This window comes from Achromobacter pestifer (assembly GCF_902859625.1).
GTDB classification, from domain to species: domain Bacteria; phylum Pseudomonadota; class Gammaproteobacteria; order Burkholderiales; family Burkholderiaceae_B; genus Achromobacter; species Achromobacter pestifer.
This window is the reverse complement of sequence record NZ_CADIJX010000004.1, coordinates 180,373-201,612: the sequence shown is the minus strand read 5'-3', so window position 1 is coordinate 201,612 and position 21,240 is coordinate 180,373. Positions and strand designations below refer to the sequence as shown.

Annotated in this window: 17 protein-coding genes; 13 read left to right on the top strand and 4 right to left on the bottom strand. The window is 63.8% G+C overall.

Features of this window, described 5'->3' with window-relative positions; genetic code table 11:
• The first annotated feature begins 11 nt into the window (after positions 1–11).
• Entirely contained in the window at positions 12–845 is an 834-nt protein-coding gene (locus tag HV753_RS16755) for a phytanoyl-CoA dioxygenase family protein (protein WP_175175633.1), read from the top strand.
• Positions 846–860: 15 nt separating this feature from the next.
• Here the strand turns inward: HV753_RS16755 and HV753_RS16750 are convergent, their stop codons facing one another.
• Positions 861–1,766 (bottom strand): LysR family transcriptional regulator, encoded by a 906-nt coding sequence (locus HV753_RS16750; RefSeq protein WP_175175632.1) that lies wholly within the window; start codon positions 1,764–1,766, stop codon positions 861–863.
• A gap of 227 nt (positions 1,767–1,993) precedes the next feature.
• On the opposite strand from HV753_RS16750, the gene HV753_RS16745 reads away from it, so the two are divergent.
• The 4 genes from HV753_RS16745 (at position 1,994) to HV753_RS16730 (ending at position 7,002) form a co-directional block, all read left to right on the top strand.
• Positions 1,994–3,400 carry a sodium:solute symporter family protein gene (locus HV753_RS16745; RefSeq protein ID WP_175175631.1) on the top strand — a complete coding sequence of 469 codons (1,407 nt, stop codon included), beginning with the start codon at positions 1,994–1,996 and terminating at the stop codon, positions 3,398–3,400.
• Positions 3,401–3,458: 58 nt separating this feature from the next.
• A complete protein-coding gene (gene speB / locus HV753_RS16740; RefSeq protein WP_175175630.1) occupies positions 3,459–4,505 on the top strand; it encodes an agmatinase in 1,047 nt (348 codons plus the stop codon).
• Positions 4,506–5,002: 497 nt separating this feature from the next.
• Positions 5,003–5,860, top strand: coding sequence for a hypothetical protein (locus HV753_RS16735; RefSeq protein WP_246288298.1), 858 nt, complete (start codon positions 5,003–5,005; stop codon positions 5,858–5,860).
• Entirely contained in the window at positions 5,857–7,002 is a 1,146-nt protein-coding gene (locus HV753_RS16730) for a glycosyltransferase (RefSeq protein WP_175175628.1), read from the top strand. The genes HV753_RS16735 and HV753_RS16730 overlap by 4 nt, the downstream gene beginning before the upstream one ends.
• Before the next feature lie 92 nt (positions 7,003–7,094).
• Here the strand turns inward: HV753_RS16730 and HV753_RS16725 are convergent, their stop codons facing one another.
• The 3 genes from HV753_RS16725 to HV753_RS16715 form a co-directional block, all read right to left on the bottom strand.
• Entirely contained in the window at positions 7,095–9,032 is a 1,938-nt protein-coding gene (locus HV753_RS16725; RefSeq protein WP_175175627.1) for a bifunctional metallophosphatase/5'-nucleotidase, read from the bottom strand.
• 165 nt (positions 9,033–9,197) lie between these two features.
• Positions 9,198–10,307: an S-(hydroxymethyl)glutathione dehydrogenase/class III alcohol dehydrogenase gene (locus tag HV753_RS16720; RefSeq protein ID WP_006226777.1), complete on the bottom strand. Its 1,110-nt coding sequence runs from the start codon at positions 10,305–10,307 to the stop codon at positions 9,198–9,200.
• A 27-nt stretch (positions 10,308–10,334) separates the two neighbouring features.
• Positions 10,335–10,625 carry a metal-sensing transcriptional repressor gene (locus HV753_RS16715; protein WP_175175626.1) on the bottom strand — a complete coding sequence of 97 codons (291 nt, stop codon included), beginning with the start codon at positions 10,623–10,625 and terminating at the stop codon, positions 10,335–10,337.
• A gap of 148 nt (positions 10,626–10,773) precedes the next feature.
• Here HV753_RS16715 and hutC point away from each other — a divergent pair, with 148 nt between their 5' ends.
• The 8 genes from hutC to HV753_RS16675 all read left to right on the top strand — a co-directional run bounded on the left by hutC (position 10,774) and on the right by HV753_RS16675 (position 21,202).
• Positions 10,774–11,517, top strand: a complete 744-nt coding sequence (hutC, locus tag HV753_RS16710) for a histidine utilization transcriptional repressor HutC (protein WP_175175625.1) — start codon at positions 10,774–10,776, stop codon at positions 11,515–11,517.
• Positions 11,514–12,116 carry a HutD/Ves family protein gene (locus HV753_RS16705; RefSeq protein WP_175175624.1) on the top strand — a complete coding sequence of 201 codons (603 nt, stop codon included), beginning with the start codon at positions 11,514–11,516 and terminating at the stop codon, positions 12,114–12,116. Before hutC ends, HV753_RS16705 begins: the two co-directional genes overlap by 4 nt.
• 173 nt (positions 12,117–12,289) lie before the next feature.
• Positions 12,290–13,969, top strand: coding sequence for a urocanate hydratase (gene hutU / locus HV753_RS16700; RefSeq protein ID WP_175175623.1), 1,680 nt, complete (start codon positions 12,290–12,292; stop codon positions 13,967–13,969).
• A 90-nt stretch (positions 13,970–14,059) separates the two neighbouring features.
• Positions 14,060–15,472, top strand: coding sequence for a purine-cytosine permease family protein (locus HV753_RS16695; protein ID WP_175175622.1), 1,413 nt, complete (start codon positions 14,060–14,062; stop codon positions 15,470–15,472).
• Positions 15,473–15,516: 44 nt separating this feature from the next.
• On the top strand, positions 15,517–17,046 hold the full coding sequence (hutH, locus tag HV753_RS16690; RefSeq protein WP_175175621.1) for a histidine ammonia-lyase: 1,530 nt from the start codon (positions 15,517–15,519) through the stop codon (positions 17,044–17,046).
• A 123-nt stretch (positions 17,047–17,169) separates the two neighbouring features.
• Entirely contained in the window at positions 17,170–18,588 is a 1,419-nt protein-coding gene (locus tag HV753_RS16685) for an amino acid permease (protein ID WP_175175620.1), read from the top strand.
• A gap of 62 nt (positions 18,589–18,650) precedes the next feature.
• Entirely contained in the window at positions 18,651–19,868 is a 1,218-nt protein-coding gene (hutI, locus tag HV753_RS16680; protein ID WP_175175619.1) for an imidazolonepropionase, read from the top strand.
• A gap of 128 nt (positions 19,869–19,996) precedes the next feature.
• Positions 19,997–21,202: a toxin-antitoxin system YwqK family antitoxin gene (locus tag HV753_RS16675; RefSeq protein ID WP_175175618.1), complete on the top strand. Its 1,206-nt coding sequence runs from the start codon at positions 19,997–19,999 to the stop codon at positions 21,200–21,202.
• Positions 21,203–21,240 lie beyond the last annotated feature (38 nt).

Genomic DNA, 21,240 nt, shown 5'->3' with positions numbered 1-21,240 from the left:
AGGAGGAACCCATGTTGTCCAATCATCATGAATTCAAGCTTCCCGCCTTGACGATCCAGGCCTTCCAGCAAGAAGGCGCCATCTGCGTGCGTCAGCTGTTCACGCCTGACGAGGTTGCGCTGTTGACGCGCGGCATCGAATCCAACCTGGCGGTTCCCAGTCCGCGTGCCAAGGTCGCCAGCGCTGCGGACGATCCCGGCTGGTTCTTCGAGGATTTCTGCAACTGGACCGAGAACGACGACTATCGTCGTTTCATCTTCGACAGTCGCGTCGGGTCGGTGGCCGCGCAATTGATGGGGTGTTCCAGCGCGCGCCTGTATCACGACCATCTGCTGGTAAAAGAGCCCAACACGCGCCAGCCCACGCCGTGGCATCAGGATCAGCCCTATTACAACGTTGAAGGCCGTCAGAATTGCAGCATGTGGATGCCGGTGGACCCAGTGGACCGCGCCTCCACGCTGGAGTTTGTGGCGGGATCGCATCTTGGACCCTGGCTGATGCCACGCACGTTCCTGGATAACCAGGCGCGCTGGTTCCCCGAGGGCAGTCTGGCGGACCTGCCGGATATCGAAGCAGATCGTTCGGCGTGGACCATCCGGGGATGGGAATTGCAACCCGGCGATGCGGTGTTCTTCCACATGCTGACCCTGCACGCCGCCGGGGGCGTGGGCGGCAACCGGCGTCGGCGCGCATTTTCGCTGCGCTTCCTGGGCGAAGACATGCGGCATGCCCCGCGCCAGTGGCGCACCTCGCCCGAGTTTCCAGGCTTGGCCGATGTCTTGCCGGCAGGGGCACCGCTGGAGCATCCGCTGTTTCCGGTGTTGTGGCCCCGCGATGCCGCCTGACGCAGCGCGCCCAGCCTAGGGGGTGATGCCCAGCGCGGCACGGATATCTTCCAGGAAGGCAACGGTGATGTCGTCCAGATACGGCCGCTTCTTGGCCACCATGCTGATGTCGACGTCATAGTGGAAGATCGCGGCGTTCAGGGGGTGCAGCAGGCCCGCCGCCACGTAGGGCGCCGCATAGTGCTCGGGCAAATAGCCCAGGTGCGCGCCCGACAGAATCAGCATGGCGGCGGCTTCCATGTTGTCGGCCTGGGACGTGATGCGTTTGGGGCGTCCCGTGAGCGATGCCTCGGGAAGCGGGTAGGTGCGCCACGTCCAGTCCGCTTCCGCGACGTCTTCCACCGACACGTGGCCTGCCCGTCGTGCCAGCGGGTGCGACGCGCCGCAGTAGGCCACCTGCCGTTCCTGGAATAGCGGCGTGTAGTCCAGCATGGGAACGCGGTGCAGGAAGTAACCCACGGCGACCTGCATTTCGTCTTTCAGCAACAGCTCTTCAAGTTCGCGGGGGCTGCGGATCAGCACCGACAGCCGCACCGCTTCATCGCGCTGCCTGAAGCGTTCGATGGCATGCCCGATGCGCACGTTGTGCGTCATCGTGGCGTTGCCGATCAGACCTAGCGTCAGATCTCCCACCAACTGCCGGTGCATGTTGCGCGCTTCGGCGCTGAAAGCATTCAGCGATGCCAGCGCGCCGCGCGCCAGCTTCTCGAAGCGCTTGCCCTTGGCTGTCAGACGGAAGCCGCCCCGGCCACGTTCGCACAGCTTGAAGTCCAGCCGGGTTTCCAGCGTGGCCAGTTGGCTGCTGATGGTGGATTGCCCAACGCCCAGCATGTCCTGGGCAGCCGATACGCCGCCCGCATCGACGATGGACAGGAACACGCGGATCAACCGCAGATCAAGATCGGAAACATGGGAGAGCATAGGGTTAGCACCTATAAAACATCGATCCATATCGATGTTTGTAAGCCGAACTAGATATGGATTGGAAATGCCGTCATTCCTATTATCCACAAGGCTGGCAGGCTGATGAAAACAGGCGTGCGGAGTCTCCGTCAAACGCATAAAGACAGTGCGGATGCAAAGCACAAGTCAATAACTTCTATTCAGTTCGTTGTTTATCAGGCGAAGGGCAGGAGGAGGCCCTGGACATGATCTTGGACATAGGCGTGGTCGTGGTTTACATGGCGGGCATGCTGCTGCTGGGGTGGTACGGCATGCGGCGGGCGAAGACGCACGAGGACTTCCTGGTCGCCGGGCGCAACCTGGGGCCGGGTTTGTACATGGGCACGATGGCAGCCACGGTGCTGGGCGGTGCCAGCACGGTAGGCACGGTGCGCCTGGGCTATGTGTACGGCATCTCGGGCTTCTGGCTGTGCGCGGCGTTGGGGCTGGGCATCATCGTGCTGAACCTGGTGTTGGCGAAACCCCTGCTGAAGCTGCGCATCTTCACCGTGACGCAGGTGCTGGAGCGCCGCTTCAGCGCCAGCACCAAGCGTGTCAGCGCAGTGGTGATGATGGCCTACGCGCTGATGCTGGCGGCGACCTCGGTCATTGCCATTGGCACGGTGATGCAGGTGCTGTTCGGCTTGCCGTTCTGGATAGCGATCCTGGTGGGCGGCGGTGTCGTGACCTTGTATTCCGCCGTTGGCGGCATGTGGTCGCTGACACTGACCGATATCGTGCAGTTCGTGATCAAGACGGTCGGGTTGATGTTCGTGCTGCTGCCGATCTGTCTGGCTCGCGTGGGCGGCTGGGATGAGCTTGTCGCTCGCTTGCCCGCCGCCAGTTTCGATGTGGCCAACATCGGCTGGAGCACGATCGTCACGTACTTCGTGATCTATTTCCTGGGCATTCTGATCGGGCAAGAGATCTGGCAGCGCGTGTTCACCGCCCGCAATGAGCGCGTGGCCCGGGTCGCGGGCACGGCGGCGGGGTTGTACTGCATCGTCTATGGGCTTGTGGGCGCGCTGATCGGCATGACGGCGAAGGTACTGCTGCCCGACCTGGACAACGTCAACAATGCGTTCGCGGCGATTGTGCAGGCCAGCTTGCCCGATGGCATTCGCGGCCTGGTGATCGCGGCGGCCCTGGCGGCGATGATGTCCACCGCCAGCGCGGCGATGCTGGCGACGTCGACCGTGCTGGCCGAGGATTTGTTGCCTGCGTTGCGAGGCGGGCGTTCCTTCACGGATGTGCGGGTCCACCGGGTGATCACGCTCTTGGCGGGAGGGGCAGCGCTGAGCATTGCACTGATTGTCGATGACGTGCTCAGCGCGTTGACCAGCGCCTACAACCTGTTGGTTGGCGGCATGCTGATTCCGCTGCTGGGCGCCATCTACTGGCGTCGCGCCACGACGGCAGGCGCCATTGCCAGCATGCTGCTGGGCTGCCTTACCGCGATCGGCTTCATGGTGAAGGACGGCCTGGCGGCCAACACGCCGATCTATGCCGCATTGGCGGCAAGCGCAGTGAGCTTCGTCGTGATCAGCCTGATGAGCCGCGCCGGCGCATCGGACTATCGCGACACGGCCCTGCCACAGCCAGAAGCCGATTAGGTTCGCACAAGAAGCACTGATCAGGCATTCCTTTCCGATGTTCCCCGCAGGAGATCTCATGAGCTACACCCCGGAACGACTTGCCGCGTTGCGTGCCCGCTTTGGCGGTGACAACGAGGCCGCGATCCACGATCCGCACTTCAACGCCGTGGCGGCCAACATCATTGACGGCAGCGGCACGCGCAGCGCGCCCTACGCCGGCATGCCCACGCTGATGGACGCGACGGCACGCCAGATCGACTGGAATGCGCCGGACTTTGGCGATCTACAGGTGGCGTTGATGGGCGTGCCGATGGATCTTGGCGCAAGCAACCGCAGCGGTTGCCGCTTCGGGCCGCGTGCGTTGCGCGCGATCGAACGTGTCGGACCATACAACCATGTCTTGCGCTGCACGCCCACCCGCGAATTGCGCGTGGCCGATATTGGCGATGTGCCGATGCGTAGCCGCTTCAGCCTGGAACAATCGCACCAGGACATCCAGCATGCCTACGAGAAGATCCAGGCGGCCGGCGTGATTCCCTTGTCGGCCGGCGGCGACCATTCCGTCACGTTGCCGATCCTGCGGGCATTGGGAAAGCGGCAGCCGCTGGCGCTGATTCACTTTGACGCGCATTGCGATACCGGCGGCCCGTTCGACGGCAGCCGCTTTCATCACGGCGGCCCCTTCCGGCAAGCGGTGCTGGACGGCGTGCTGGACCCGACCCGGACCATCCAGATCGGCATTCGCGGCGCCGCGGAATACTTGTGGGAGTTCTCGTATGAATCCGGCATGACGGTGATCCATGCCGAGGACATCGCCGACATGGGTGTGGCCGCCATCATCGCCCGCGCCCGCGAGATCGTGGGCGACTCGCCCGTGTACGTCTCGTTCGACATCGATTGCCTGGACCCGGCATTCGCGCCGGGCACGGGCACGCCAGAGGTTGGCGGCGTGACGGTTCGGGAAGCGCAGGCGATGCTGCGTGGCCTGGCCGGCATCAACATCATCGGCGGTGATTTGGTGGAAGTGGCGCCAGCCTATGACGCCACGGCGAACACGGCGCACGCGGGCGCGCAGATCATGTTTGAAATATTGAGCCTGATGTGCGCGCGTCACGCCGCATAGTCCGCCAGTGCCGTGCCCGCGCTGAAATTACGTTCAAGGCCCTTTCGCTTTGGCTCAAAACGTAATGGAAGGTACGGGCGTGGCGGCCTGCGCGCCCGGCGTCTTGGTGCGTGGTGCCCGGTAAGCATGCACGGAAATGGTGCGGTTTCAGGTGTGCGGCCAGCACCCATTCCGGTATGTGGGATGTGAGGTTCCGGGGCGCTGAAATGTGAGAAATTGGGGAGCGAACGATGGCTCTCAAAGCTGTTACATCTCAAATGTTTCGGACGCGCATTTGCCCAGTTTGCCTGCGTAGAATCGGCCGCTCATAAGGTTTCGCCGTGCTTTCAACGGCACCGTTCATGACCCGTGTTGCCCTTGTTCCCCGCTTGCTTTGCTCACGCCCTTTGACCAAGGGCTTCCGATACTTTTACCGCTATACACGCGCCGGAGCCTATCGGCATAACGAGACGCTGTGGCCGTTGGTGAAAGTACGGCGGGATGGCGATGAGCGACTGGTGGGCTGCGATCTCCTGGGGGTCACGGGTCCGCGCACCTTGCCGATGGACGACGTTCCACGCCACATCAATGGCGACGCGCACCTGATCCTGAGTGGCCCGTCGGTCGCGCAAATCGATTACGCGCAATGCCGGCTTGGCGCCGTCATGGGTGTCAACGGATCGATCGCGCTGCAACGCCAGCACCCTTCGCTGCGCTTTGACTATTACGCGATGCTGGATGCCGGCTTCGTCAAGCGTCGGCGCGACCTGGTGGCCGAAGTGCTGTCGCAGGATCTGCTGCTGTTCGTCACCCCCGAGGTGTATCGCTGGATCGCCTTCCTGTTTGCCGCGCAGGACATCCGTTGCCGTCTGGTGCTGTTTGAAGAGGTGCATCAGCGCGCCTTGCAGGCACGGGCACGTGCTGAAGAGCTTGAGGCGCAGTTGGCGGGGGACGCCGAGCTGGTGCTGTTCGACGCCCGCAATCCGCAGCACGCGCACGGCTTCAGCCTGAACCCCGCGCGCGGTCTGTTTGGCGGAGGCACCGTTGCCTATACCGCGTTGCAGCTGCTGACCTGGATGGGGGCCCGCACGCTGTACCTGCACGGACTGGACCTGACGGCCACCGCCGGACCCCGTTTCTACGAAAGTGCGGATGCGCAGCTTCCCACTGCGCTGGACCGCCAATTCGCAAGCCATATTGAACCCGCGTTCCGGCAAGCCAGCCGGCTGCTGAGCGCGCGTGGCGTCAAGGTCTACAACTTGTCGCCGGGCAGCCGCCTGGGCGATGACGTGTTTGAAAAGCGCCACTGGAGCTGTTTGCTCAATCAAGCGGAGTCTCCGCCTTCTCCGCATCTGCTCTCGGGCCTGACATCATGAAGATTCTCTACACCAACTTTCATCAGGGCGACGGCGGTGGCCACACCACCTATGTCATGTCGTTGGCGCGCATGCTGCGTCAACGTGCCCAGATCACGGTCGCCGCGCCGCGCGGCAGCCGCTTGCTGGCCGAGGCGGATGCCTTGCCCGGCGTGCATTCGATCGACCTGGAATTCAAGGGCCGCCCGTTTCAGCAGCTGGGCGCATTGCGCCGCCTGCGTGCGCTGTTGCGCAGGGAGCATTTCGACGTGATCCATGTGAACGGGTCCGCCGATCATCGCTTGTGCATGTTGGCCACGCTGGGCATGGGCGCCAAGCGCCCGTTCATCGTCTACACCCAGCACACCGACCGCAGCGCCAATAGCCTGGGCGTGCGCATGCGCGCCAAATGGGGCACGAACCGCGTCATCTGCGTTTGCGGCCATACCTTCCGGCGCATGAAGGATTCCGTGTTTCGCGATGAAGACCTGCGGGTGGTGCATAACGGCGTCGATACCTTGCAATATCGGCCCGCCGGCATCCAGGACGGGCGCGCGGCGCGCGCCACCCTGCTGCCTGAAGGCCTGCGAGGGCGGTTTGTGATTGGTAGCAACGCGGGTACCGCCAGCTACAAGAACTGGCTGGACATGGTGACCGCCGTTTCTTTGCTTCCTGACCATCAGCGCGATCAGGTCGTGATCTTGATCGCTGGCAAGGAGCCCGATGACGCGCAACGCCAGCGGGTGGAAGATCTTGGCATGACGGATCAAGTGGTGTTTACCGGCTTGCTGGAAGACGTCCGCCCGTTCCTGGCCGCCCTGGACGTGGGCTTCGTGCTGTCGTCGCGCCTGGAGACGATCTCGTTTGCGTGCCGCGAGATGATGGCGGCGGGCAAGCCGGTCATCGTCAGCAAGATGGGCGGCTTGACCGAGAACGTCACCGACGGCCGGGATGGCTGGGTGGTGCCGCCCGGCTCGGTGAGCGGCGTGCTGAAGGCGGTATCCGATATGCTGAAGAACCGCAGCGTCGTGGCGCAGATGGGTGCGGAAGCGCGCCATACCGCGCTGCGGGAGTTTTCGCTGGCGCAGTTCGTCGGCCAGACGGAACAGGTCTACCTGGAAGGTCGCATTGGGCCTGGCAGGCAGTGGAGACTGACGTCCTGATCCGCCGGTGCCATCGCCATCGCGCCCGCCCCAGGGCCGTCCTGTTCATGCAATAAAGACCCTGCCGCCAAAGCGCGGCAGGGTCGCTTCGTTCACTCGCTGTAGGTCTTGGTGCTGTACAGGCTGACGGGCAGCAGGTTCAACACCGGCAGGCCGGAGACCGCGTCCTTGGCCTGCTTGTCGATGTAGGCTTGCAGCACGTCCGCATCCAGCACGCCGATATCCTGCCGACGCGCGGCCGGCACGTTGGCCAAGGTCTTGTAGCCGTCGCCGCCGGTGGCGTTGAAGCTCAGGACGAACAGCTTGTACGTGCGCGCGGCGTCCAGCGGCAGCCAATTGCCGCTGGTGGCGTCCCGCACTTCTATGTTCGTCACGCGGTTGCCTTGGGCTTGCGCGGCATTGACGTCCCAGCGCAATCCGCCGGCGTAGGGGTACGGACCCGTGGAACCCCCCGGGCCGTAGACCGCCTGCATGCCGTCTTCCAGCATGCTCTTGACTTCGGCGCCCGTGATTTCCAGGCGCCAGAGCATGTTGCCGAACGGAACCACCTCGATCACATTGGCCGCCGTGACGTTGCCCAGCAAGGGCACGCGCACGCCGCCGCCGCTTTGCAGCGAGATGTCCGCGCCGCCATAGCTGGCGTTGGCCACGTCCAGATAGGCTTGCGCCACCAGTTGCTGGATGTCGCCGCCGCGCAGGCTGACGCTGCCCAGCGTGTTGCAAGCCGCGCTGGAGCGGCTGTAATCGCGTGAGCCGGGGCCGCCGGGCACGCGGCGCGAGCAAAGCTCTTGCGGCACCGACGCAACCTGGCTGGCGCTGAAGGTGTCGACGCGGGCCTTGAAGGGTTGCAGCACCGTCGTGGCTTGGGCGTCGGGTTGCTGAATGCGCAGGAAACCGCTGGCGGCCACATCGGCCAGGATGGCGGCCTTGTCCGCAGGCGCGGGAGCGGCACCGGCCACCGTGAACGAATCGCCCATCAGCACGTGCGGCGTACCGGCGCAGGCCGTCACATCGCCATTGGCGTCAAAGCTGACCTTGAGCTCGCCCACCACCTGCGAATATTCCCAGGCCTGCACCAGGCACACGCGCTTGCCTTCCTTGTTCTGGAGCACGGTCGGGTAGGCGCCGGCCGGCGATCCCACACCATAGGCGACCATCGAATCCGGGCCCAGCAGCGTGTGGGAATCCCCTCCCACCACCACGTCAACGCCGCTCAGGTTGGGGATGATCTGCTTGTCGTAGTCATAGCCGATATGACTCATGACGACGATCTTGTTCACGCCCTTGGCGCGCAGTTCGTCGATCTGCGCCTGCGCGGCGGACGTCTCGTCGGAGAACAGCGTACCGGCGTCGGGGCTGGAGGATTGTTGCGTCTTGTTGGCGATCGTCAGGCCGACGATGCCGATGGGCTGCCCGTCGCGTTGCAGCACGATGGAAGGCTTGACCAGGCCGGGTGCGCGCGACGGGTTCAACGCCGAGGCGGCGGCAAAGGTGACGTTTGCGCTGAGCAAGGGTGTTTGGCACGTGCCGGCATGCAGCAGGTCGATGAAGCGCTTCAGGCCGCTGTCGCCCTTGTCGAATTCATGGTTGCCGAGCGTCATCGCGTCAAAGCAAACCGTGTTCATCATGGCCGCGTCAGCCTCGCCGGCTTCGCCAGCGCGGTTGAAGTACAGCGTGCCGGTGTTGGCATCGCCCGCGTGCAGTTTCAGCACGTTGGCCGACTGCGCCGACAACGCGCTGAAGGCGCCGGTCACGCGCGGGAAACCGCCAACGTCCACGTTCACCGCCACTGATGTGCCGGCGGCGTTCTTGAGTTTCAGGTCTTTTTTCTTGCTGTCCAGATTGGAGTGATGATCGTTGATGTGCAGGATCGTCAGTTCCATCGGCCGGCTGGCCGCGGGTTGCTCTGGCGCGGGCTGTTCCGGCGCTGGATTGTTGGACGCATCGTCATCGTCGTCGTTGCCGCCGCAACCGGCCAGCAACAGGGCGCTCAGCATCGCCGCGCCCGCATTCCTCTTCCACGTAATCATTCGTGTGATCCCTCGTTATGCGAAGGCGAATGGTTGCGGCGGAAGATGACGTGAAGATGAATGACAGTGGTGTCATGAAAGCGCGCGGCGCTGTCTTGTCCATGTCATGAAAAGCGGGTCCGGCGCATGCTGCGCCGGACCCGCTGGATACTGCGGGAAACGGACTTAGAAGTGGATCACGGTGCGGATCGACTTGCCCTCATGCATCAGGTCGAAGGCTTCGTTGATGCGTTCCAGCGGCAGCGTGTGCGTCACGAACGGGTCCAGGTCGATCTTGCCGCTCATGGCGTCTTCCACCATGCCCGGCAGTTGCGTGCGGCCCTTGACGCCGCCGAAGGCCGAACCGCGCCAGACGCGGCCCGTGACCAGCTGGAACGGGCGCGTGCTGATTTCCTGGCCGGCGCCGGCCACGCCGATGATGATGCTTTCGCCCCAACCCTTGTGGCAGCATTCCAGCGCGGCACGCATCACGTGCACATTGCCGATGCACTCGAACGAGAAGTCCACGCCGCCATCGGTCAGTTCGACGATGACGTCCTGGATGGGCTTGTCATGGTCCTTGGGGTTGATGCAGTCGGTGGCGCCCATGGCGCTGGCCAGGACGAACTTGTTCGGGTTGGTGTCGACGGCGATGATGCGGCCGGCCTTGGCCTGCACCGCACCTTGAATCACGGCAAGGCCGATGCCGCCCAGTCCGAATACGGCAACCGTGTCGCCTTCCTTGACCTTGGCCGTGTTGTGCACGGCGCCCAGGCCGGTCGTCACGCCGCAACCCAGCAGGCAGACCTTTTCGTGCGGGGCGGCCGGGTTGATCTTGGCCAGCGAGATCTCATTGACGACGGAGTATTCGCTGAACGTGGAACAACCCATGTAGTGGTACAGCGGCTTGCCTTCATAGCTGAAGCGCGAGGTGCCGTCGGGCATGACGCCCTTGCCTTGGGTGGCGCGCACCTTCTGGCACAGATTGGTCTTGCCGGACAGGCAGAACTTGCATTCGCGGCATTCCGCCGTGTACAGCGGGATGACGTGATCGCCCGGTTTCAGCGAGGTCACGCCTTCGCCCACTTCGACCACGATGCCGGCGCCTTCGTGGCCCAGCACGGCGGGGAACAGACCTTCAGGGTCATCGCCGCTGAGCGTGAAGGCGTCGGTGTGGCAGACACCGGTGTGGGTGATCTGCACCAGTACCTCGCCGCGCTGCGGGGGCGCGACGTCGATTTCAACGATTTCCAGCGGCTTGCCGGGTCCGAATGCGACTGCTGCGCGTGATTTCATAGCGTTACTCCACGAATGTCGGGCGGGTTACTTCAAATAGGAACGGACGATGCGCATCAGCTGATCGACTTCGGCTGCCGTGTCGATTCCAGCGTCTGGCGGGCTGCCCTGGGCGGATTGCAGGAACGTTTCCCGGAGATGGCTTTCAAGCACCTCGGCCATCAGGCCGGTGGCGGCGCCGCGCAGGGCAGCCAGTTGCTGCAACAGCGCACCGCACTCGGTACCCACGTTTACCGCGCGTTCCAATGCTAGCGCTTGGCCCTGGATACGGCGCAGGCGGGTGACAACGCGCTTTTTCTCTTCCGGCGAGTGCGGCATGGCGGACTCCGAAACGATACAGGGGGGGAGTATAGAAAATCTGACGGCGTTCGTCCAATGCGGTCTTGTGCTGCGAAAGACATCTGTACCTGTCTATACTTCATTCTGATTGCCTTCCACCGCCTTGCGGCGCACAACAGGATTCTTCGTGGCTTCTTCCCCTCCCAGATTGCCCGTCCCGGCCAATGCCCTGCCCGCCCCGCTTTACGCGCAGGTCAAACAGATGATCGCGCAGCAGATCCGCAGCGGCGCGTGGCCGGCGCATTACCGGGTGCCCTCGGAAAGCGAACTGGTCGAAGAGCTCGGGTTCAGCCGCATGACGATCAACCGCGCGCTGCGTGAACTGACATCGGAAGGGCTGCTGGTGCGCATGCAGGGCGTAGGCACGTTCGTGGCCCAGCCCAAGGCGCGCTCGGCGCTGTTCGCCGTCAACAATATCGCTGATGAAATCGCGGCGCGCAACCACCGCCACCATAGCCGCGTGGTGCGTTTGGCCGAAGAGCCCGCCGGCGCCGAGCAGGCGCAGGCGCTGGAGATCCGCGCGGGGCAACCGGTCTATCACTCGGTCATCGTCCACTACGAGGACGACGTGCCGATCCAGCTGGAAGACCGCTATGTGAATGTGAGCCTGGCGCCGGACTATCTGAAGCAGGACTTCACGCAACACACCCCCTATGAATACCTGACGCGCGTGGCGCCGTTGAGCGAAGGCGAGCACGTCGTCGAAGCCATTCTTGCCAAGCCGCGCGAATGCCAGCTGCTACAGATCGACCGCGAAGAACCCTGTCTGCTGATCAGCCGCCGCACCTGGTCCGGCGACCGTGCCGTTACCTTGGCGCGGTTGATTCATCCCGGGTCGCGGCATCGTCTGGAAGGCAAGTTCACATCATGACGGCACCCGAAGTCCGCCTCTATCGTGCTGCCGACTATCCGCGCATGCCGTGGCGCAACGGCGGCGGCACCACGCAGGAAGTGGCGTGCCATCCCGCCAGCGGCACGGCCGTCTTCGACTGGCGCTTGTCCATCGCCGACGTGGCGCAGGACGGCGGGTTTTCGGCCTTCACGGGGTATCAGCGCATCATCAGCGTGCTGGAAGGCCAGGGCATCCAGCTGACCGTGGATGGGCGCGACCACCCACCGCTGACGTCGCGTCAGGCCTACGCATTTTCGGGGGACGCGCAGGTGCACTGCCGCCTGCCGGGCGGCCCGATCCGCGATTTCAACCTGATCTACGCACCCGCCCGCTATCACGCCCGCCTGCAATGGGTGGGGGGAACGGGTCCCTGGACCTTTCATAGCGCCGCGCAGACGGTGCTGGTGCTGAATGCGGGCCAGACGCTGTCGGTGCGCGTGAATGGTGCGGCGCACGCGCTGCCTGCGCGCTACGACTGCCTGCATATCGAGGCGCCGGAGGGCCTGGCCGAGTATCGCCTGGACAGTCCGGATCCCTTGGATGCTTGCGTGATCGAACTGGTGCCGCGCACCGCTTGATTCTTCCCATGGCCGCCTTGAGCGGCTTCTTTTTTGATGTGTGGCGCATACGGGAAATCCCTGATCCAAATATCGGTCTTATCATCTTGTATATACAAGCATAGGCATCCTATGATTCAGGCAACCGGCGCGCATGCGATGGGCGCGCAGCTGAACTGATCAAGGAGAGTCTCTTGGACCAATCGAACCGATACCGCGATGTCGTCATCCGCGCTCCGCGCGGCAATCAACTGACGGCCAAGAGCTGGCTGACCGAAGCCCCCTTGCGCATGCTGATGAACAACCTGGACCCGGACGTCGCCGAGAACCCCAAGGAATTGGTGGTGTACGGCGGCATCGGCCGTGCCGCTCGCGACTGGGACTGCTATGACAAGATCGTCGAGTCGCTCAAGGAATTGAACGACGACGAAACGCTGCTGGTGCAATCGGGCAAGCCGGTGGGCGTGTTCAAGACGCATGCCAACGCACCGCGCGTGCTGATCGCCAACTCGAACCTGGTGCCGCACTGGGCCACCTGGGAACACTTCAACGAACTGGACGCCAAGGGCCTGGCCATGTATGGCCAGATGACCGCCGGTAGCTGGATCTACATCGGCAGCCAGGGCATCGTGCAGGGCACCTACGAAACCTTCGTCGAAGCTGGCCGCCAACATTACGGCGGCAATCTTGCGGGACGCTGGGTGCTTACCGCGGGCCTGGGCGGCATGGGCGGTGCGCAACCGCTGGCCGCCACGCTGGCCGGCGCCTGCTCGCTGAACATCGAATGCCAGCAGACCAGCATCGACTTCCGCCTGCGCACCCGCTACGTGGACGAACAGGCCGACAACCTGGACGACGCGCTGGCGCGCATCGCCAAATACACGAAGGAAGGCCGCGCCGTCTCCATCGCCTTGTGCGCCAATGCCGCCGAGATCCTGCCTGAATTGGTGCGCCGTGGCGTGCGCCCCGACATGGTCACCGACCAGACCAGCGCGCACGATCCGCTGAACGGCTATCTGCCGCTGGGCTGGACCTGGCAGGACTACCGCGCACGCGCCAAGCGCGAGCCGGCAGCTGTCATCAAGGCCGCCAAGCAATCAATGGCCGTGCATGTGCAAGCCATGCTGGACTTCCAGCGTCAGGGAATTCCCACCTTCGACTACGGCAACAACATCCGTCAGATGGCCAAGGAAGAAGGCGTGGCGGATGCCTTCGACTTTCCCGGCTTCGTGCCCGCGTACATCCGGCCGCTGTTCTGCCGTGGCGTGGGGCCGTTCCGCTGGGCCGCGCTGTCGGGTGATCCGCAAGACATCTACAAGACTGACGCCAAGGTCAAGGAACTGATTCCCGATGACGCGCACCTGCACCATTGGTTGAGTATGGCGCGCGAACGCATCAACTTCCAGGGTCTGCCTGCCCGCATCTGCTGGGTGGGCTTGGGCCAGCGCGCCAAGCTGGGCCTGGCGTTCAACGAAATGGTTCGTTCCGGCGAACTGTCGGCGCCCATCGTCATCGGCCGCGATCACCTGGATTCCGGATCGGTCGCCAGTCCCAACCGCGAAACCGAATCCATGCGAGACGGCTCTGACGCCGTGTCCGATTGGCCGCTGTTGAACGCCTTGCTGAATACCGCCAGCGGCGCGACGTGGGTATCGCTGCATCACGGCGGCGGCGTGGGCATGGGCTTCTCGCAGCATTCCGGCATGGTCATCGTGTGTGACGGCACGGACGACGCCGCCGAGCGGATCGCCCGCGTCCTGACCAACGATCCGGGCACGGGCGTCATGCGGCATGCGGACGCCGGCTACGACATCGCGATCGAATGCGCGAAGGAACAGGGGCTGAATCTGCCCATGGTGACCGGCAAGCGTTAAGCCCGCCATTCGGCAGGCGTGCAACCATAACCCCGCGTGGGGACCACAACCCGAAAGGCAGGTCCCCTACGTCCTCCACGAGGCAAAGCGATGGCTCAGGATAGTGAAGCAGTGCCAGCACCGCTGATCGAGCGGCGGTCCATTGATTTCATCCCCGAATCCGAACGGCATGGCAAGCTCTACAGCCAGTTCACGCTATGGATGGGCGCCAATCTACAGATCACCGCGATCGTCACCGGTGCGCTGGCGGTGGTGTTGGGCGGTGACGTGTTCTGGTCCTTGATCGGCCTGTTCATCGGACAGGTGCTTGGCGGCGGGGTGATGGCGCTGCACGCGGCGCAAGGGCCCAAGCTGGGTTTGCCGCAGATGATCTCAAGCCGCGTGCAGTTCGGCGTGTATGGGGCGGCGATTCCCATCGTGCTGGTGTGCCTGATGTATCTGGGCTTCACCGCCACGGGCACGGTCCTGTCGGGCCAGGCGCTGGGCCAGTTGTTTGGCGTCAGCGATACCGTCGGCATCCTGATGTTCGCGGCGGTGATCATCGCCGCCACCTTGTTTGGCTACCGGGTGATCCACATCATCGGGCGGGTGGCCACGGTGCTTGGCGTGATCGCCTTCGTCTACCTGTTCAGCCGCGTGATCGCGGTGGGCGACGTGGTTCAGTTATTGCAAATCCGGCATTTCAGCTGGAGTTCGTTCCTGCTGGCGGTATCGCTGGCGGCCTCGTGGCAGATCGCATATGGCCCCTATGTGGCGGACTATTCGCGATATCTGCCTAGCTCCACCTCGTCGGTGAAGACGTTCCTGGCGGTTGGGCTGGGGTCGGTGGTGGGCGCGCAGATCGCGATGGTGCTGGGCGTGTTGGCCGCCGCCATGGCTGCGGGTCAGTTCTCGGGCCGTGAAGTCGCCTACATCGTGGGCCTGGGCGGCACGGGCACGATGGCGGCGCTGCTGTATTTCAGCGTTGCATTCGGCAAGATCACGATCTCCACCTTGAACTCCTACGGCAGCTTCATGTGCATCGCCACGATCATCAGCGGCTTTCGTGGCCAGGTCCAGATCACGCACCGGCAACGTGCCGTGGCCGTGGTGCTGATCGTGGCCGCGGCAACCGCGGTGGCGCTGGTGGGTCAGCATTCCTTCTTGAATGCGTTCAAGTCGTTCATTCTGTTCTTGCTGGCGTTCTTCGTGCCCTGGAGCGCGGTGAACCTGGTGGACTACTACTTTGTCAGCCGGGGCCGCTACGACGTGGCAGCGCTGTCGGACCCCGACGGCCGCTACGGCCGCTGGAACCTGCCGGGCATCCTGGTGTATGCGTTCGGCGTGTTGGTGCAGATGCCTTTCATCTCGACCAAGCTCTACACCGGGCCGATGGTAGAGCGCCTGGGTGGGGTGGATATCTCGTGGATCATCGGCTTGATCGTCCCCAGCATTCTCTATTACCTGTTCGCGCGTCGCGGCGCGCGGCTCCCCCTACATGATCCGGCGCAACGGCCGGCGTGACAACGACATTGCATGATGCCGGCAACCGGCACAGGAGACCCAGAATGGATTTGCATTTGAAACCCGGGCATTTGACGCTGTCGGATCTGCGGCGCGTGTACCAGGAACCGGTGCGCGTGACGCTGGACCCCGGCGCGGCGGACGCCATTGATGCCAGCGTGGCCACGGTCGAGCGCCTTATCGCGGAAGGCCGCACGGTCTACGGCATCAATACGGGTTTTGGCTTGTTGGCTTCCACCAAGATCGCGCGTGAAGACCTTGAGGCGCTGCAAAGCGCTCTGGTGCGTTCGCATGCCGCAGGCGTGGGCGAACCGCTGGACGATGCCATGGTCCGCCTGATCATGGTGTTGAAGATCAATAGCCTGGCGCGTGGTTACTCCGGTATTCGCCGCCACGTGATCGACAGCCTGATTGCGCTGGTGAACGCGGGCGTCTATCCGCATATCCCGCTGAAGGGATCGGTGGGCGCCTCGGGCGATTTGGCCCCGCTGGCGCATATGTCGATGGTATTGCTGGGTGAGAGCCGCGCCCGTTACCAGGGGGAATGGTTGCCCGCGCAAGAGGCGCTGGCGCGCGCCGGGCTGGTGCCGCTGACGCTGGCCGCCAAGGAAGGGCTGGCGCTGTTGAACGGCACCCAGGTATCCACCGCCTATGCCTTGCGCGGCCTGTTTGAAGCCGAAGACATGATGGCTGCCGGGCTGGTGTGCGGCAGCCTCAGCGTGGAAGCAATGCTGGGGTCGCGCGTGCCGTTCGACGCGCGCATCCATGCCGCGCGCGGCCAGCCGGGGCAGATTGCCGTGGCGGCGGTGTACCGTGAACTGCTGGGCAACGATAGCGAGGTCGGCCATTCGCACGCGGACTGCGAAAAAGTCCAGGACCCCTATTCCCTGCGCTGCCAACCCCAGGTGATGGGTGCCTGCCTGTCGCAGATCCGGCATGCGGCGCAGGTGTTGCAGATCGAATCCAACGCCGTGTCGGACAACCCGCTGGTGTTCGTGGCGCAGGGCGACGTGATCTCGGGCGGGAACTTCCACGCCGAGCCGGTGGCGATGGTGGCGGACAACCTGGCGTTGGCGCTGGCCGAGATCGGCGCGCTATCCGAGCGCCGCATCGCGCTGATGATGGACAAGCACATGTCCCAGTTGCCGCCTTTCCTGGTCGCCAAGGGCGGCGTGAATTCAGGATTCATGATCGCCCAGGTGACGGCTGCGGCGCTGGCCAGCGACAACAAGGCGTTGGCGCACCCCGCCAGCGTCGACAGCATGCCGACCTCCGCCAACCAGGAAGACCATGTGTCGATGGCGCCCAACGCCGGCAAGCGGCTTTGGGCCATGGCGGAGAACGTGCGCGACATCCTGGCGATTGAATGGCTGGGTGCATGCCAAGGCCTGGATTTCCGCGAAGGCCTGAAGACGTCGCCCCAGCTTGAGCAAGCGCGCCGCGCCCTGCGCGAGCAAGTGCCGCACTACGAAGAAGACCGCTTCTTCGCGCCCGACATTGCCGCCGCTAGCGGCCTGATTTCAGCGCAAGTCCTGAACAGCCTGATCCCCGCAGGGCTGTTGCCCAGTCTGTAAGTTCGATGCACGGCCCTCTATCCGGGGGGCCGTCATCGCGGCTCGTCCCGTGACAGCGCCCAGAGACGGCGCGCGCGGGCCGATTGATGGTGCTCGCCTATACAAAACCAACACGGAGACAACATGCAGGCCGAATCTCAATCCCCCACGCAGGACCTGAAACGAGGACTCAACGCGCGGCACATCCGCTTCATGGCGTTGGGGTCCGCGATCGGGACCGGACTGTTCTATGGGTCCGCCAAGGCCATTCAGGAAGCGGGCCCTTCGGTGCTGCTTGCCTATCTGATTGCCGGCGCGGCCGTCTACATGGTGATGCGCGCCTTGGGGGAAATGGCCGTGCATAACCCGGTGTCGGGTTCATTCGGCCAGTACGCCACCAGCTATCTGGGGCCGGTGGCCGGATTTCTGACGGGCTGGACGTACGCTTTCGAGATGATCATCGTCTGTCTGGCCGACATCACCGCGTTCGGGCTGTACATGGGTTTGTGGTATCCCGATGTGCCGCGCTGGATCTGGGTGCTGTCGATCGTGTGCTTCATCGGTGCGATCAACCTGTGTTCCGTCAAGGTGTTTGGCGAACTGGAATTCTGGCTGTCCTTGTTGAAGGTGGGTGCGATCATCGCGATGATCGCGGGCGGACTGGGCATCATGCTGTTCGGCTTTGGATTGAACGCGGATAGCGCGGCCACCGGCGTGCACAACCTATGGGAACACGGCGGCTTCATGCCCAACGGCGTGGGCGGGTTGATCGCGTCGCTGGCGGTGGTGGTGTTTGCGTTCGGTGGCATCGAGATCATCGGCATCACCGCGGGCGAGGCGAAAGATCCCGGCCGCACGATCCCGCGCGCCATCAATGCGGTGCCCCTGCGCATCCTGCTGTTCTACGTGTTGACGTTGTTCGTGCTGATGTCGATCTTCCCGTGGACGCAGATTGGCAGCCAAGGCAGTCCGTTCGTGCAGATCTTTTCCAGCCTGGGTATCAGTTCGGCCGCGAACATCTTGAATGTCGTGGTGATTTCCGCGGCCGTGTCGGCGATCAACAGCGATATCTTCGGTGCGGGCCGCATGCTGTTTGGCATGGCGCAACAAGGCCAGGCGCCGCGCGGTTTTGGCTCGGTGTCCAAGAACGGCGTGCCGTGGATGACCGTCGTGGTGATGTCGGTGGCGCTGCTGCTGGGCGTGTTGCTGAACTATCTGATTCCCGAAGGCGTGTTCCTGTTGATCGCCTCGATTGCCACCTTCGCCACGGTATGGGTCTGGTTGATGATCCTGTTGTCGCAAGTGGCGATGCGGCGCAAGATGAGCGCGGAAGAGGTCAGGGCGCTGAAATTTCCGGTGCCGTTCTGGCCGGCGGGGCCGATCGCGGCAATTGTCTTCATGCTGTTCGTGTTTGGGGTGCTGGGCTATTTCCCCCGGACGCAGGCCGCGTTGGCGGTGGGAGTGGTGTGGATCGCGTTGCTGTGCGTGGCCTATCGTATGTGGGTGCATCCCAACCGTCCCGCCGGCGGCGTGACAGTGCCGGTGACGCAGGGGTCGGATTGAATCACGCGGCGGCGGCTGGGTTCGGATCGACGGGCGCGACGCCAGCTTTTAGGAGAATGGGTATGAGACAGGTCTGGCGCAATTGCCATGCCGCGACGATGGCGGATGGCACGTATGGCACGATCGAGCGGGCCGCCATCGTGACACGCGCGGATCGCATCGAATGGGTCGGCCCCGAGGCGGATTTGCCGCCGGTTGATGCCGCGCATGTGCATGACCTGGGCGGCGCCTGGGTGACGCCCGGATTGATCGATTGCCACACGCACCTGGTGTTCGGCGGCAATCGCAGCCTGGAGTTTGAACAGCGCTTGCAAGGCGTGGACTACGCCACCATCGCGGCGCAAGGCGGTGGCATCGCCAGCACCGTGCGCGCCACGCGCGCCGCCTCCGAGGACGAGCTGTACGCCAGCGCCCGCCAGCGGGCCCTGCATCTGCTTGGCGACGGCGTCACCACGCTTGAGGTCAAATCCGGGTACGGCCTGGACTTGCCCAACGAACGCAAGATGCTGCGGGTTGCCCGGCGTCTGGGCCAAACATTGCCGCTGACCGTGCAGGCCACTTGCCTGGCGGCGCACGCCTTGCCGCCGGAGTACGCGGGGCGTTCCGATGACTACATCGATGAGGTGGCGCGGCGCATGCTGCCCGTGCTGGCGGCGGAAGGCCTGGTCGATGCGGTCGATGCGTTCTGCGAGCATCTGGCGTTTTCGCCTGAACAGGTCGAGCGCGTGTTCAAGGCCGCGAAGCACCTGGACCTGCCCGTCAAGTTGCACGCCGAGCAATTGTCTTCGCTGCATGGCGCCACCTTGGCGGCGCGCTACGGCGCCTTGTCGGCGGACCACCTTGAATATCTGACGGAAAGCGATGTGGTGGCCATGGCCGAAGCCGGCACCGTCGCGGTGTTGCTGCCGGGGGCGTTCTACGCCTTGCGTGAAACCCAGTTGCCACCGTTGAACCTGTTGCGTCGTCATGGCGTGCCCATCGCGATCTCCAGCGACCTGAATCCCGGCACGTCGCCCGTGCTGTCCTTGCGGCTGATGCTGAGCATGGCTTGCACGCTGTTCAAGATGACGCCCGAAGAGGCGCTGGCGGGGGTGACGGTGCATGCGGCGCGCGCCTTGGGTTTGCAGGCCACGCACGGCGTGCTGGCGGCCGACAAGATGGCGGACTTCGTGGCCTGGGACGTCGCGCACCCCTCGGAACTGGGCTACTGGATCGGCGGCGATCTGCCCAAGCGGGTGATCCGCCACGGCGCGCAAGTGTGCATCGCATCGCTGGCGTGAATCGGCGGCTTTGTCTTGGTTACTCATGAATTGAAATATTTATACGCATCCACAAGCGGGCAATGAGGCTTCGTTCGCTATCATCCCGGCCTTCCGCGAAGGCCGCATAGAGGATGGGAAGGATGAGCATGAAGAAAATAGCTGGCATGGCGTTGATGGGAGCCAGCCTGCTGCCGTCCGCCGTTTGGGCGGCCGATACGGTTCGGATGGAACCCGTCCGCGTGGTGGAACTGAAAATCGAGTCCGCCTACACCGACGCGAGCGGCAAGTCAGTGCCTGCCGCCAGGCTGCGTCTGTCGGCGCCCCACGTCTGCGGCAGCGATCTGGTTTATCTGACCGCGGAATCGGTGGGCGCACCGCCGGGCACGGATCTGAGCCAGGGCTATCAGCGCCTGACCGAGACGATCAAGTCCGAAACCCCCGTGAAGATCGGCCTGTCCGAATGCATCGGCAAGGCGGTGTTGATTACCGAGTTGAAGGATTGCGAGCCGGGTGAATGCAAGGACCTGCGGCCCAAGCCCGCCGCCAGGGACGGCATCGTCTACCTGGATGAGAATCTGCAATCGGTGACGCGCGCGGACGCGCAATACCAATTGAAATTGCCCTTGCCGCGCGACAAGGCCACGAATCTCTGGACCGTGCGCGTCATGCTGCCTGGCAGTTCGCAGGTGTATTTGCAGGGCTATGCGGATGCCGAGGATTTCGTCTCGGGGAAACTGGTCCGGGGCTATAAGACGTATTACCCCAACGGCCGCGTGGACCAGGACGTCAAGCTTGACGCCGAAGGGCGCCGCGAGGGCCTGACGACCAGTTGGCACGAGAACGGCAAGTTGCACCAGAAGGTGATGTTCAAGGCTGACAAGCCGGCGGACGGCGAATCGGTTGCGTATTGGGACAGCGGCGCGGTGCAGGCCAAGGTCACCTACCAGAACGGCGCCCTGAACGGGCCCTACCAGGAGTTCTATCCGAACGGCCAGCTCAAGCATTCGGGGCCCTTCGTCAATGGCGACAAGGTTGGCCCGGTGCGTGACTATTTTGAAGATGGCGCGCTACAGCACGAGGCCACCTATCTGGCCGAAGGCGTCGACGGGTGGAGCACCCGCTACTACGCCGACGGCAAGGTCGAGGAAAAGCAGTTGTACGACCACGGCACGCAACGCAGTTATGCCCGTTGGAACGAGGCAGGCATCCAGACCGTGCAATGGCAATGGGACCAGAGCCACCGCGAGCAGGGTGAGTTCAAGGAATGGAACGAGGACGGCAGCCTGAAGTCCGTCAAGGCCTACAAGGACGGCAAGCTGCTGTCCGAGTGCCGCGACAAGAGCTGCGGCTAAGCGGGTGGCTAATTGGGCGGGCATGCGCAGCGGGCATT

Bases quoted from the DNA above. Each gene is read 5' to 3' on its own strand.
- HV753_RS16755 (WP_175175633.1), top strand. From the start codon at position 12: ATGTTGTCCAATCATCATGAATTCAAGCTTCCCGCCTTGACGATCCAG.
- HV753_RS16750 (WP_175175632.1), bottom strand. From the start codon at position 1,766: ATGCTCTCCCATGTTTCCGATCTTGATCTGCGGTTGATCCGCGTGTTC.
- HV753_RS16745 (WP_175175631.1), top strand. From the start codon at position 1,994: ATGATCTTGGACATAGGCGTGGTCGTGGTTTACATGGCGGGCATGCTG.
- speB (WP_175175630.1), top strand. From the start codon at position 3,459: ATGAGCTACACCCCGGAACGACTTGCCGCGTTGCGTGCCCGCTTTGGC.
- HV753_RS16730 (WP_175175628.1), top strand. From the start codon at position 5,857: ATGAAGATTCTCTACACCAACTTTCATCAGGGCGACGGCGGTGGCCAC.
- HV753_RS16725 (WP_175175627.1), bottom strand. From the start codon at position 9,032: ATGATTACGTGGAAGAGGAATGCGGGCGCGGCGATGCTGAGCGCCCTG.
- HV753_RS16720 (WP_006226777.1), bottom strand. From the start codon at position 10,307: ATGAAATCACGCGCAGCAGTCGCATTCGGACCCGGCAAGCCGCTGGAA.
- HV753_RS16715 (WP_175175626.1), bottom strand. From the start codon at position 10,625: ATGCCGCACTCGCCGGAAGAGAAAAAGCGCGTTGTCACCCGCCTGCGC.
- HV753_RS16705 (WP_175175624.1), top strand. From the start codon at position 11,514: ATGACGGCACCCGAAGTCCGCCTCTATCGTGCTGCCGACTATCCGCGC.
- HV753_RS16695 (WP_175175622.1), top strand. From the start codon at position 14,060: ATGGCTCAGGATAGTGAAGCAGTGCCAGCACCGCTGATCGAGCGGCGG.
- hutH (WP_175175621.1), top strand. From the start codon at position 15,517: ATGGATTTGCATTTGAAACCCGGGCATTTGACGCTGTCGGATCTGCGG.
- HV753_RS16685 (WP_175175620.1), top strand. From the start codon at position 17,170: ATGCAGGCCGAATCTCAATCCCCCACGCAGGACCTGAAACGAGGACTC.
- hutI (WP_175175619.1), top strand. From the start codon at position 18,651: ATGAGACAGGTCTGGCGCAATTGCCATGCCGCGACGATGGCGGATGGC.
- HV753_RS16675 (WP_175175618.1), top strand. From the start codon at position 19,997: ATGAAGAAAATAGCTGGCATGGCGTTGATGGGAGCCAGCCTGCTGCCG.